At 37.7% G+C, this 13019-nt stretch carries 13 protein-coding genes and 1 pseudogene; all 14 read left to right on the forward strand.

From position 1 onward, the window contains the following. Nucleotides 1-80: 80 nt before the first annotated feature. Nucleotides 81-311 (forward strand): hypothetical protein, encoded by a 231-nt coding sequence (locus RMR19_RS19510; RefSeq protein ID WP_310605179.1) that lies wholly within the window; start codon nt 81-83, stop codon nt 309-311. Next, nucleotides 308-937 carry a stage V sporulation protein AA gene (locus RMR19_RS19515; RefSeq protein WP_310605180.1) on the forward strand — a complete coding sequence of 210 codons (630 nt, stop codon included), beginning with the start codon at nt 308-310 and terminating at the stop codon, nt 935-937. The genes RMR19_RS19510 and RMR19_RS19515 overlap by 4 nt, the downstream gene beginning before the upstream one ends. Beyond that, on the forward strand, nt 930-1343 hold the full coding sequence (locus tag RMR19_RS19520; protein ID WP_310605181.1) for a stage V sporulation protein AB: 414 nt from the start codon (nt 930-932) through the stop codon (nt 1341-1343). Before RMR19_RS19515 ends, RMR19_RS19520 begins: the two co-directional genes overlap by 8 nt. Nucleotides 1344-1411: 68 nt before the next feature. Then, nucleotides 1412-1891, forward strand: a complete 480-nt coding sequence (gene spoVAC, locus RMR19_RS19525) for a stage V sporulation protein AC (RefSeq protein WP_310605191.1) — start codon at nt 1412-1414, stop codon at nt 1889-1891. A gap of 109 nt (nt 1892-2000) precedes the next feature. Beyond that, nucleotides 2001-3050: a stage V sporulation protein AD gene (locus RMR19_RS19530; protein WP_310605182.1), complete on the forward strand. Its 1050-nt coding sequence runs from the start codon at nt 2001-2003 to the stop codon at nt 3048-3050. A gap of 30 nt (nt 3051-3080) precedes the next feature. Then, nucleotides 3081-3437 (forward strand): SpoVA/SpoVAEb family sporulation membrane protein, encoded by a 357-nt coding sequence (locus RMR19_RS19535; RefSeq protein ID WP_310605183.1) that lies wholly within the window; start codon nt 3081-3083, stop codon nt 3435-3437. A gap of 441 nt (nt 3438-3878) precedes the next feature. Next, on the forward strand, nt 3879-4889 hold the full coding sequence (speB, locus tag RMR19_RS19540) for an agmatinase (RefSeq protein ID WP_310605184.1): 1011 nt from the start codon (nt 3879-3881) through the stop codon (nt 4887-4889). Nucleotides 4890-4903: 14 nt separating this feature from the next. Continuing rightward, nucleotides 4904-5890: an agmatinase gene (speB, locus tag RMR19_RS19545; protein ID WP_310605185.1), complete on the forward strand. Its 987-nt coding sequence runs from the start codon at nt 4904-4906 to the stop codon at nt 5888-5890. Between the two features lies 1 nt (nt 5891). Beyond that, nucleotides 5892-6914: an agmatinase gene (gene speB, locus RMR19_RS19550; RefSeq protein ID WP_310605186.1), complete on the forward strand. Its 1023-nt coding sequence runs from the start codon at nt 5892-5894 to the stop codon at nt 6912-6914. A gap of 139 nt (nt 6915-7053) precedes the next feature. Next, complete coding sequence (locus RMR19_RS19555) at nt 7054-8715, forward strand: ABC transporter substrate-binding protein (protein ID WP_310605187.1); 1662 nt, start codon at nt 7054-7056, stop codon at nt 8713-8715. Between the two features lie 33 nt (nt 8716-8748). After that, on the forward strand, nt 8749-9693 hold the full coding sequence (locus tag RMR19_RS19560; RefSeq protein ID WP_310605188.1) for an ABC transporter permease: 945 nt from the start codon (nt 8749-8751) through the stop codon (nt 9691-9693). A gap of 11 nt (nt 9694-9704) precedes the next feature. Further along, a complete protein-coding gene (locus tag RMR19_RS19565; RefSeq protein WP_310605189.1) occupies nt 9705-10637 on the forward strand; it encodes an ABC transporter permease in 933 nt (310 codons plus the stop codon). Nucleotides 10638-10659: 22 nt separating this feature from the next. Beyond that, nucleotides 10660-12648: an ABC transporter ATP-binding protein gene (locus RMR19_RS19570; protein WP_310605190.1), complete on the forward strand. Its 1989-nt coding sequence runs from the start codon at nt 10660-10662 to the stop codon at nt 12646-12648. A gap of 21 nt (nt 12649-12669) precedes the next feature. Then, nucleotides 12670-13019, forward strand: a pseudogene (locus RMR19_RS19575) (ammonium transporter); the annotation flags it as partial.

The raw sequence follows: 13019 nt of genomic DNA on the forward strand, positions 1-13019 counted from the left end.
CAAATAATAACAGTATTGTAAGCATCAATCAGAATAGTAAAATGATTGATGCTTTTCTAATGTTTAAAGGAGATGAAAAAATGGTTGCAAAGAAGAAGTTTATTATTGTTGGAATTGTTATATTGGCTATGGTTGCAATAATCGGAATTGTAGCACTCTATCATTTTAAGGATAAAACAGATTATGTATTCGGAGGAACATTCGTTAATGCAGAGGAAATCATGGAAGTAGCGGATGTCTCACAACCAAACGATGAAGATGATAAGAGTGATTGCTTTAAAAGAAAAGTAGGAGATTGTGCTTTTATATGATGCAAAAAACGGTTTATATTAAGATTCCATTGCGTGTTATAGTAAAAAGCAAGCAGATTATGTTAAAGGATATCGCAGTAATTTATTGTGCAGATGAGGAGTTACAAAGGGAGCTAGAGTGTTTGATCCTTCTTACGATTGAGCAAGAGAAGAATGCGCAATATGCGGTTTCTATAATGAAGATTATTGTAGTCATAACTTCGGCAGAGCCTTCTGTGCGTGTTATTAACTTAGGCGAAGAAGACTTTTTAGTTGAGTATAAACAAAAGGCAGAAGAGAAAATTGCATTAGAATATATGAAGGCAGCATTTGTTGCAGCAATTATGTTCTTTGGAGCAGCATTTTCCATTATGACATTCAATACAGATGTTAGTGTTCAAGATGTCTTTGATAATGTATATACATTTCTTATGGATGAAAGTGGAAAAGGGCAGGGGATTATTGAGATATCATATGCCATAGGACTGCCGATTGGTATCTTGGTGTTCTTTAATCATTTCTCATCAAGGAAAGTAATGAAAGACCCTACACCAATTCAAATTGAGATGAGAAAATATGAAAAGGATGTGGAGAATGCGATACTTAGTAATGCTAGTAGAGAAGGGAAGACGATAGACATTGATTAGGTATGGTTTGCTTGTAATTATTGGTTTTGCAGGTGGCTTTGGTGTTGCGGCAGGAGTTTTCTCATTCATTACATTGCTTGGTGTTGTTAATCGATTGGCATTAAAGACGAATACAGCGAAATATATTGTATTATACGAAAACATGGTTATTCTAGGAGGGATACTTGGTAACACATGGAGTGTCTATGAGTGGAAATTGCCGTTTGGCATAGTAGGATTATTGCTATATGGACTGTTTGGAGGAATATTTATAGGTTGTCAGGCAATGGCATTAGCAGAGGTGTTGAATGTCATCCCTGTGTTTGCAAAACGAGCTAAGATAAAGTATGGTATGCCTTATATTGTAGCAAGCATTGCAATTGGTAAAGCGGTAGGTGCATTCCTTCAGTTATATGTGTGGAAGTAACGAATTGTAACAATTCAAACGAAAGGGAAAGGTGAGTGTGTATGCGGGAAAATATGAGCAAACCATCGATGAAAGATGTATTAGATCAAACAGATATTAATACAAGACAAGAGTATTATAATCAATATGTAAAGGAGGTAACACCAACACATAACTGGTTTCTTAATATGTGTAAGGCGTTCTTAGTTGGTGGTATAATCTGTACAATTGGACAAGGTTTCTTGAATCTCTATATCGCAATGGGCTTTAATAGAGAAGTCGCAGGATTATATAATACCATCACATTAGTTGCACTCAGTGCATTGTTTACTGGCTTAGGTTGGTATGCAAAGTTAGCGAAGTTTGGTGGAGCAGGAACACTAGTACCAATTACTGGATTTGCAAACTCGGTAGCAGCACCAGCAATTGAGTTTAAGAAGGAAGGACAGGTGTTTGGTATCGGTTGTAAGATATTCAATATAGCTGGCCCTGTTATCCTATATGGTATTGTAACGTCTTGGGTACTTGGTATTATCTACTATATCTTACTGCGAATGCAAGTGATTTAAGTTATATAGATATATATTTTGTGGATGCGGCACATATTAAATTCGATAATTGCTATTTGGAGAAAGGGACAGAAGCAGAGTGTATCATTGCTTGTGCAAGGGTGTGATTATGAGTCAAAAAATGATGGGAAGTCGTAGTGTACAATTTGCTACACCAACATATATCGTAGGAAGTTACAGTTTAGTTGGTAAGAAGGAAGGAGAAGGACCTCTTTCTACTTACTTTGATGAGATAGAGGAAGACCCTATGTTTGGTGGTGAGACATGGGAAGAAGCAGAGAGTCGTTTGCAATACAAGACAGCAAGTAAAGCGTTAGAAAGTGCAGGATATAAGCAGGAAGAGATTCGATATCTTGTTGCAGGTGATTTGCTAGGACAGTTAATTGCAACGTCTTTTGGTCTTATGGATTTACAGATTCCGTTGTTTGGGATCTATGGTGCGTGTTCTACAATGGGAGAGTCAATGTCACTTGGAGCAACGCTTGTAGATGGAGGATTTGCAGATAAGGTTATGGCATTAACATCGAGCCATTTTGGTGGTGCAGAGAAGCAATTTCGTTTTCCATTAGATTACGGAAACCAACGACCACTTGCAGCAACTTGGACGGTAACTGGTAGTGGAGCAGTTGTTATTGTATCAGAAGAAGAGATGAATAAGCATAGACAAAAGAATAATTCGCAGGAACCGTATATTAAGATTACAGGAATTACAACTGGTAAAGTAGTGGATTTTGGTGTGAAGGATTCTATGAATATGGGAGCTTGCATGGCACCTTCTGCATGTGATGTTATTTATCATAATCTTAAAGACTTTAACTATAATCCAGAGGAGTATGACAAGATTATAACGGGCGATTTAGGTTATGTAGGAAAAGATATTCTGCTCGATATGTTGAAAGAAAAGGGATATGATATTACAAGCCGGTATATGGACTGCGGAATAGAAATCTTTAGTCAAGAAGAGCAGGATACACACTCTGGCGGTAGTGGTTGTGGGTGTAGTGCCTCGACATTAACAGGCTATATATTCAAGAAGATGAAGAAGCAGGAATGGAAGAAAGTTTTGTTTGTTCCAACAGGAGCTTTGCTTTCTCCGGTTAGTTTTAATGAAGGTAATTCTGTACCTGGTATTGCTCATGGAGTTATGCTAGAAGTTTAAAGTAGGGCATTAAGAAAGGAGACATGATATATGGACTATGTGAAAGCGTTCTTAGTAGGTGGAGCAATCTGTGCAGTTGTTCAGATTTTTATGGAAAAGACAAAATTAATGCCAGGACGAATTATGGTTATCTTGGTTGGACTAGGTGCTCTTCTAGGGGCAGTTGGAGTATATGAACCATTTGCAAAGTGGGCAGGTGCAGGTGCAACAGTACCGCTGATAGGATTTGGATATACGTTATTAAGTGGTGTGAAGAAAGCAATTATAAGTGATGGTTTTATTGGTGTATTTATGGGAGGCTTTACATCAGCAGCAGTTGGTGTCTGTGCAGCACTTGTATTTGGTTACATTGCATCGTTGATTTTTAATCCCAAGATGAAAGAATAAGCAATAAGGATGCATAATTGTCAAAGAGTAGGACATAATACAAAGTAGTTACGAATAATGATATTTCAAGCAAGCTAGCTGCTTTTAATATAGATTGTGAGTACTAAAGCAATGTAGGAGATAGAGGTGAGACATTCCAGTAGATTGGGAATATCTCACCTCTGTTTTTTGAAATTCATAGAAAAATGCGCTCAATGAATGAAAAAATCAATCCTTTATGGCTACGCATTCAAAAAATATATTGAAAAAACAACTTAATAAAATAAACATTTGTCAAACACAAAGGTTTTGAAAAAACAACCAAAAATATCAGAATACTTATGAAAAGTATGAAATTTTTTAGACTATTGACCAATGTTTTTCCTTCGTCTATGATGTAGTCAACTGATAGGCAAGAAACAAAAACAAACATCAGTAATGAAAAAAAGGAGGAAGATGGACATGGAAATTACAGAGGAAAAGAAAACACCTAAATATAAACCTGCCGTATGGAATCGCACCGATAATGATGATATTCTAATGACACCAGGAACATATGGTAGATTACCATATATTAAAACATTAGAGGAGGTTGATTTTGTTGTAGCAGGAATTCCATTCGATACGCTTACAAGTAATCGTCCGGGAACAAGATTTGGTCCAAAGGCAATTCGAGAAGCGTATGGCGGAGTCGGTTACACAGAAGGAATCGGAATAGAAGCATTCGATTATGTATCTGGTGTGGATTATGGTGACTTCAAGGTAATAAACGGTGATACAAAGAGAACGTTTGAGAAGATTACAGAGGAGATGACAGAGATCCTAAAGGCTGGTGTTATTCCTGTAATACTTGGAGGGGATCATGCAATTACGTATGCAGAACTTCTTGCTTATAAAGAAGTATATGGCCCTGTTTCTCTTATTCATTTTGATTCCCATACAGATACGTGGGGTGGAGAGGAATCGTTAGATTTTCCATCTCATGGTAATCCGTTTCGAAATGCAATCTTGACAGGTTGTATTAATCCAGAAACTTCAATTCAAGTTGGTATGCGTGGCATGATGAAGGATGAGAAGGATTATGAGTTTGCACATAGTCATGGATTAGAACAGATTTTTGCTACAGACATTCATAAGATGGGTGTCTATAAAACAGCAGAGCGAATGAGAGAAAAGGTAAAAGGAACAAAAGTAATGGTTACGTTCGACATTGATTTTGTTGATCCATCGGTTGCACCGGGAACAGGAACGCCAGTACCAGGAGGGTTCAATGCATGGGAGACACTAGAGCTTGTTCGTACTGCTTTGACAGGACTTGATATCGTTGGTTTTGATATGGTGGAAGTAGCACCAAATTATGACCCAATGGAAAACACACAATTACTTGCGAACAAGATTGTCGGTGAATTTATTAATATTATTGCAGCAAAGAAAGCGAACATTACAGAATATAAATACTTAGAGAAGAAGTAAGGAGGTGGCCTGTTATGTGGAATGAAGAGATACCAAGCAGTATAAGAAAACAAATAGAAAATGAGAAGAATACGTTATGTGTAACACCTTTTGGTGGGCTACCACTCAAGAAGGAATTTGATGGTGAGGATTACTGTATCGTTGGGATACCATATGATACGAGTACAACAAGAAGAGCGGGCTGTCGTTTTGGGCCAAGGGTAATTCGTACAATGGCACCTCGCATTAACAATAAAACAGGAGGCGGATATAGCCAAGATGCTCATTATATGATGGATAATCTAAAGGGTATGGATTATGGTGACCTTGCAGTAAGAAAGGGATATACAGAAATCACATTTCAATTGATTTATGAAGGAATGAAAGAGATACTTGATAACAATGTTATTCCGATTGTTCTTGGTGGCGATCACATTATTACATATCCAGAATTAAAAGCGTATTCAGAGAAGTGTGGGAAACCGGTAGCGATGATCCATTTTGATTCGCATAATGATACATCGGATACACCAGAGGAACGTTTCTATACGCATGGTTCACCGTTTCGTCGTGCGATTGAAGATGGTTTCCTAGATGCAGCCCATTCCATTCAAATTGGTATTCGAGGATATGTTGATTCGCATCGTTTACTATATGCTGAGGAAAATGGCATGGAAGTAATTACAGCGAGAGAACTTCATAAGATTGGAATTGAAGAGTGTGTAAAACGAATTCGAGCAAGAATTGGTGATGCACCATGTATCGTTACCTTTGATGTTGATTTTCTTGACCCAACGGTGGCACCAGGAACAGGAACGCCAGTGGCAGGCGGTTTCTCTGCCTATGAGGGGTATGAAATCATTCGACAAGCGTTACCGGGGCTTGATGTGAAAGGGTTTGATATTGTAGAAGTAACAGAGGATTATGATCCAGCGCAGATTACAGGCTTGTTTGCAGGATATCTTGTAACACAATTCCTTGTGGCGGTTTCGAAGAATAAAAAAGCAAAGGAGGAAAAATAGTATGAATATAGAAAAGATACCAGAAAAAATGGATTGGAATAAACTAGACCCTCCGAATGCGATGAATAGTTTTTTACATCTGGAATACTCACCGGATGTAACAGGTGTAGATATTGCCTTAGCGGGAGTACCGTTTGACTTAGCAACAAGCAACCGTCCGGGTACGAAATTAGGGCCAGCGTATTTAAGAAGCAGAGTGTTCAAAGGTGCGAAAGTGGATGAAGTGTTAGATATATCCATTGGCGATAACTTAAAGATTGTAGATAGTGGCGACTATAAACTAATGGGAGGTTATCTTTTAGATGCATTTGCGCTAATTAAAGATCAGACAAAGAAGATTCTTGATGCGGGAGCAACACCAGTTATCGTAGGTGGTGACCATTCCATTACATTTCCTGAACTTGCAGCGTATTATGAAGTATATGGGCCTATGGCAATGATACATTTTGATTCGCATCTTGACACAGGAATGTATCAGATGTGTCCAACAAAGGAAATCTATACACATGGAAATCCATTTAGTAATGCAATGAGAAAAGGCTACTTAGATGGAAATCACACCATTCAAATCGGTATTCGTACGGGAACACCTAAGATGAATGATGAATATACGAAAGAATATGGAAGAGAGATTCTCTCTGCAGCGGAGCTTCATGCAATTAGCTATGAAGAGGCAGCAGAACGAATCCGTGCAAAGGTTGGGGATATGCCATGTATCGTTACCTTTGATATTGATTTCCTAGATCCTGTCTATGCACCGGGAACAGGAACACCAGTAACAGGTGGATTTTCGGTATATGATGCGCTTATGATACTCGAAACAGCACTTCCGGGGTTGAATATTGTTGGTGCCGATCTTGTTGAGGTAGAGCCATATTATGATCCATGTGAAATTACAGCGATTTCAGCAAACAATATTCTTGCGAAGCTTGTAACTTGTATTGCGTATAATAAATTAATGAAAAAAGAAGATGTAAAAGAAGACGTAAAAGAAGCGGAAAAAGAGAAAAAAGAAGAAAAATAAAAGAAAAACAAAAAAATTGTTGACACAATAACCTTTGTGTGGTTATAATCTTCGTATAATAAATACATACAGCAAGCCAAAGTCGGCACCGAGAGGTGTCGGCTTTTTTTTAGTTTAATAGGAAAAGGAGAGAGATGTTATGAAGAAAAAAATTTTATCGTTATTACTCGTTAGTACCATGGTGGCAGGTTTGTGTTTGAGCGGTTGTTCTTCATCAAACACAAAAACAGAAAATCAAGCAACAACTGCAGAGGAGGGTTCAGAAGGAACAAAGACAACAAACAGTGGTGAGACAGTATTTACAATTGGATATACGCAAGAGCCAAAGAGCTTTGATCCAAAATACATAAATGGTACGGCTGCTACACTTTCCTGTTTTGATTGTTATGACACGTTATTAAACTTCAATGATGCTGGTACAGAGGTACTACCAGGACTTGCAGAAAAGTGGGAGCAAGTTGATGACTTAACTTACAAATATAAAATTAAAGAAGGCGTTAAGTTCTGTGATGGTACTGATATGACAATGGAAGATGTTTTGTTCTCTATGGAAAGAGTAAAGAGTGAAACATACGCAATGAGTTATTTGTTTGACTTTGTTGACCATTGGGAAATCACAGGTGACTGGGAGATTACTTGTTACTTAACAGAAGCAGATGTCACATGGAAATATGCATTATGTACAGTAGCAGGTGTTGTAATTAGCAAAGATGCGGTAGAAAAAGCTGGAGAAGAGTATGGAAGCATCAATGGAACCGTAGTAGGAACTGGCCCATACATGCGAGATAGCTGGACATCAGGAACAGAAATTACACTTGTAAAGAATCCTTATTACTGGGGAGATCCAACAACATTAGATGTGGATAAAGTACAATATCTAATCTTTGCAGATCAAGCAACATTAGCACTTGCTGTTCAAGCAGGTCAAGTAGATTATACAAGAGGTCTTCCAATTGATCAGATGTCGATCTACGAAGCAATTAGTGATTACTCGATTAATATCTATCAAGGAACTTCTTCAACATTCTTAGCGTTTAATACACAAAAGTATCCGTTTGATGATGCGAATGCAAGAAAAGCCGTAGCATACTGTATTGATAAAGAATCGATTACCTCATTAATCGGTGGACAATTTGCAGAAGTATCAAAAGCAGTAGTATTTCCAGAATCGATGTTTTATATGAATACTGACGCATGGAATCAATTCAATGATTCAGCAGAGACATATCAACAAAATTACGAGAAAGCAAAAGAAGCACTTGCAGCATCCGCATATGCAGACGGATTTGAATTCGAATACTGGTGTGCGACAAGTGGTGTAAACCAAGCAGAGATGATTCAAGCAATGATTGACGCGTCAGGCTTACCAATCAAGATGATAATTCACGAATACCAAGCAGCAGATCAATCAGCAATTGCTTACGGATATGCTTCAGCACTTGATGAGAATGGAAAACGTCCTTATAACATGCTTGGTACAGGTTGGTTATCAGATTACCTTGATCCAATTGGATATCTAAAATGTCACTTCCACTCTACACAAAACTATGAAGGTGGAGCAAACAAAGCAGCTTGGATTAACACAAATTACGATGCATTCATTGATGAATCGTATGTCAATCCAGATGATAAAGAAAGAGCAAACTTAATGATTCAAGCATATCAATATGTAATTGAAGATTGTCCATATGTATCATTATTCCAACAATTAGACCGTTACATTATCAGTAATGAATTTGACTATACAGAAGGTCCTGCTTTCTTCTGGAACTTCTCGGTAGCAAATGTGAAACTAAAATAATATGCGCTTTATAATAGAAAGGAGGAGATGAAAATGGAATATGTAAAATTTACGTTGAAAAGATTGCTTGCTATGATTCCTATTGTATTGGCAGTATCGTTAATTGTATTTTGTTTACTGCGATTATCTGGTTCGGATTCTGCTTCTTTGATTCTTGGTGATAAGCCAGCGAATGAAGAGACAAGGGCAGCGGTAATAAAAGAATATCATCTGGAAGAGCCTGTGTTAAAGCAATACTTATATTGGCTGGGAGATGTACTAAAAGGTGATTTTGGAAAATCTTATGTGAATGGGCAGAATGTAAAAGAACTGATTGGAGCAAAGATTCCAATTACATTAGGTCTTATGGTTTTTCATTCGATTATCGGTATTACATTAGCAATACTACTTGGTGTCATTGCAGCACTGAAAAGGAATACGTGGATTGATTCCATTATATCCTTCTTCATGCTGGTCATAAGAAGCATTCCTTCTTTCTTGATTTGTATCGTAGTTTTAGTTTGGATTGTAGGTCATGTAAAGGGCTACAATCTGGCTGGTACTTACAGTGGATTCGGCGGATATATGCAGAAGATACTTGTTCCATCTATTATTATGGGTGTGTCTATGGTTTGTATGCTCGGACGTGTTACAAGAAGTAGTATGATTGCACAGTTACAGGCACCTTACATTCTGACAGCAAAAGCAAAAGGAATTTCAGAAAGAGATATCACATATAAACATGCATTTCATAATGCGGTAATTCCAGTACTTACTGTAGCAGGGCTTCAATTTGCAGGTTCAATCGGAGGTTCTGTACTCATTGAACAGATTTTCTCTTTACCAGGCATGGGAGCTTTGCTAACAGAAGGAATTCAGAAATTCAATTATCCAGTGGTACAAATCGTTGTTTTAATTATGTTATTATCGTATCTCATTATGAGTTTGGTAGTAGATATCTTATATGCGGTTGTTGATCCACGAGTCAAACTAGGTTAGGAGGGAAGTATATGGCTAGATTAAAAGCGAAAAGAAAATCAAACAATGGTAAATTCTTTACACCGAAAGTTATTGTATCAGGAATGATACTTGTCATCATTTTAATTTGTGCATTATTTCCCACACTACTTGCACCATATGATCCGAATGCAACCGATTTTGAAGCATCTTTTTGCAAAGCATTTACACCAGGGCATTGGCTTGGAACAGACCGCTTGGGACGTGACCTTTTATCAAGAATTATCTGTGGGGCACAAACATCACTTTTGAATGCATTTATGATTGTAGGAATTGAAGTGTTACTTGGTGTTCCGATTGGAATGTTATGTGGTTACTTTGGTGGTTTCTTTGATGATATTATCATGAGAGTGTGGGATATCGTTTGTGCAATACCAAGTTTATTACTTGCCTTTGTACTTGTTGGCGCATTAGGTACAGGTACAATTTCAGGTGTTATCGCATTAGGTATTGTGTATACTCCATTGACAGCGAAGCTAGCAAGATCGCTTACTATGACAGAGAAAGCCTCGGTTTATGTAGAGGCTGCTCGGTCTATGGGATATTCAAACAAGCGAATTCTATTTCGTCATATCCTTCCGAATGTGGCAACAACAATGATTACGCAGTTTACGTTAGATATCGGTTCTGCAATTACAGCAATGGCAAGTTTGAGTTATCTTGGGCTTGGAACACAAGCACCAGATGCAGACTGGGGAACATTACTTAAAGATGGTATGGGATTATTAAACCAGAATGTAATTTGTTTAACAGCACCAGCGTTCGTAATATTAGTTACCTCTGTTTCCATTAACTTATTAAGTGATGGTATTCAAGCGTATATCGATCCAAGTCAAAGAAAGATGCCAACATTTAAGGAATATAGAAAGAAACAAGCGAAGATGGTGGCAAAGCAGGAAAAATTGCAAAGCGTTACAGCGAAATAGCGAATAGAAGGGAGCGAGTACAATGGAAAAAGAGAATATATTAGAAATAAAAGACCTTTGTGTCAACCTTATGACTGTTCGTGGAATTATTTATGCTGTTCAAGGTGTCAACATGGAAGTGAAGAAAGGCGAAGTCCATGGTGTTGTTGGTGAATCGGGGTGTGGTAAAAGTGTATCGACAAAGGCAATTATGAAATTACATGATGAAGAGAAAACAGAATACGAAGGACAAATAATGATGCAACTGGATTCGGGCGATGCCGATATCTTACAGTTAAACAAAAAGAAGCTAACTGAGTTTCGTGGAAAAGATGTTGCAATGATTTTTCAAGACCCAATGACTTCTCTTAATCCAATTATGAAAGCGGGCGAACAGATTGCAGAAGTTGTTCGCTGCAAATTAAAACTAAACAAGGTAGAAGCGAAAGAATATGTACTAGATTTGTTTGAAAAGGTAGGAATTCTTCCAGCCGAGAAGCGATATAATCAGTATCCCTTTGAGATGAGTGGTGGTATGCTACAAAGAATTGGTATTGCTATGGCACTTGCAAGTAAGCCGAAACTACTAATTGCAGATGAACCAACAACAGCACTTGATGTTACAATACAAGCGCAGATTCTTGAATTAATGAAGAAACTGCAAAAGGAAAGTGGCACTTCTTTGATTTTTATAACACATAATCTTGGTGTTGTTGCTGAAATCTGTGATTCCGTTTCCGTTATGTATGCCGGACGAATTGTTGAGACGGCAAGTGTACTTGATATATTTGATAACCCGGCGCATCCATATACGAAAGCATTGCTAGATAGTAATCCAAAGGAGTCTGATGAAGGTAAGAAGATGAAGACAATATCAGGAGCACCTCCGCTCTTATATGAAACATTTACAGCGTGTCCGTTTGCACCAAGATGTAGTATGGCAACAGACGTCTGTATGAAGAAACTACCTGAATATACGACAATTGGAGAGGGGCACACGGTGGCGTGCCATAACTGGATTAAGAAAGAGCATGAGGAGGTGATTGGTATGGGAGAGAATCTAATAGAAGTAAAACACATGAATAAGAGATTTAAACTGGATAATTTCAAAGTTGCAAAATCGAAAGTTCGTTATCTTCATGCAGTAGATAATGTATCTTTCTCTATAGAGAAAGGTGAAATCTTTGGCATAATCGGTGAATCTGGTTCAGGAAAATCTACAATTGGTCGTTGCATTTTGCGATTACTAGATATTGATTCTGGTTCAGTCAAATATGCAGGGAAGGAGATTTCAAAGCTACCACAGAAGGAGTTAAGAGAATATCGTAAGAAAATGCAGATGATTTTTCAAAATCCTCTCGCTTCCTTTAATCCAAAGATGACAATTGGACAGACATTATATGAAGTGGGTAATGTATATAAGATTCCTAAGGCAGAACTTGATAAGAAAATTGCTGATTTGGTTGAATACATCAATCTATCAGAAGATGCACTAAGTAGATTGCCAAAAGAATTAAGTGGTGGACAATTACAACGTCTTGCAATTGCGAGAGCACTAATATTAGAACCAGAATTTCTTCTTGCAGATGAACCTGTATCAGCGTTAGATGTATCCATACAAGCGCAGATACTAAATCTTTTGATTCAACTAAAAGAGGAAAAAGGGCAAACAATCTTGTTTATATCACATGATTTAACAGTTGTTCGACATGTGTGTGACCATATAGCAGTTGTATATCTTGGTGTTATTGTTGAGATGGGGGCTGTAGCGGATGTATATAATAATATGCTTCATCCGTATACGCAAGTATTGATTTCTGCCCGACCCAAGGAACATCCATTAGAGCAAAGAGAAAGAATCCTATTAGAAGGCGAAATTCCGAATGCAATTGATGTAAAAGAGGGCTGTCGGTTTGCGAATCGATGTCCAAGATTTAAGGAAGGTCTTTGTGATAATAGAACACCAAAGCTAAAAGATATTGGAAATGGTCATTTTGTTGCATGTCATTATCCTATGGGAGTAGAAGAGTAAACTATGTGAGGAGGTAGTAACATGTATTCATCAGTTGATATTATTTGGGTGCTGCTTGGTACAGTTTTAATATTCTTTATGCAGGCTGGTTTTGCAATGCTTGAGGCAGGATTTACGCGTGCTAAGAATGCAGGAAACATTGTTATGAAGAATCTAATGGATTTTGCTCTTGGTTCATTGGCATTCTGGATTATTGGATTTGGATTGATGCACAATGGCTCTAATGGAGGAATCATTGGAATTCCCGATTTGTTTGTGCGGGCAAATTATGATGGTGCAATGCCAACCTATGTTTTTCTGATTTTTCAAACCGTATTCTGTGCAACAGCTGCAACAATTGTTTCAGGAGCAATGGCAGGAAGAACAAAATT

The organism is Anaerosporobacter sp. (assembly GCF_031551385.1).
Classification (GTDB): domain Bacteria; phylum Bacillota; class Clostridia; order Lachnospirales; family Lachnospiraceae; genus Anaerosporobacter.

Coding starts and splice junctions, on each gene's coding strand:
- RMR19_RS19510 (WP_310605179.1), top strand. CDS start 81: ATGGTTGCAAAGAAGAAGTTTATTATTGTTGGAATTGTTATATTGGCT.
- RMR19_RS19515 (WP_310605180.1), top strand. CDS start 308: ATGATGCAAAAAACGGTTTATATTAAGATTCCATTGCGTGTTATAGTA.
- spoVAC (WP_310605191.1), top strand. CDS start 1,412: ATGAAAGATGTATTAGATCAAACAGATATTAATACAAGACAAGAGTAT.
- RMR19_RS19530 (WP_310605182.1), top strand. CDS start 2,001: ATGAGTCAAAAAATGATGGGAAGTCGTAGTGTACAATTTGCTACACCA.
- RMR19_RS19535 (WP_310605183.1), top strand. CDS start 3,081: ATGGACTATGTGAAAGCGTTCTTAGTAGGTGGAGCAATCTGTGCAGTT.
- speB (WP_310605184.1), top strand. CDS start 3,879: ATGGAAATTACAGAGGAAAAGAAAACACCTAAATATAAACCTGCCGTA.
- speB (WP_310605185.1), top strand. CDS start 4,904: ATGTGGAATGAAGAGATACCAAGCAGTATAAGAAAACAAATAGAAAAT.
- speB (WP_310605186.1), top strand. CDS start 5,892: ATGAATATAGAAAAGATACCAGAAAAAATGGATTGGAATAAACTAGAC.
- RMR19_RS19555 (WP_310605187.1), top strand. CDS start 7,054: ATGAAGAAAAAAATTTTATCGTTATTACTCGTTAGTACCATGGTGGCA.
- RMR19_RS19560 (WP_310605188.1), top strand. CDS start 8,749: ATGGAATATGTAAAATTTACGTTGAAAAGATTGCTTGCTATGATTCCT.
- RMR19_RS19565 (WP_310605189.1), top strand. CDS start 9,705: ATGGCTAGATTAAAAGCGAAAAGAAAATCAAACAATGGTAAATTCTTT.
- RMR19_RS19570 (WP_310605190.1), top strand. CDS start 10,660: ATGGAAAAAGAGAATATATTAGAAATAAAAGACCTTTGTGTCAACCTT.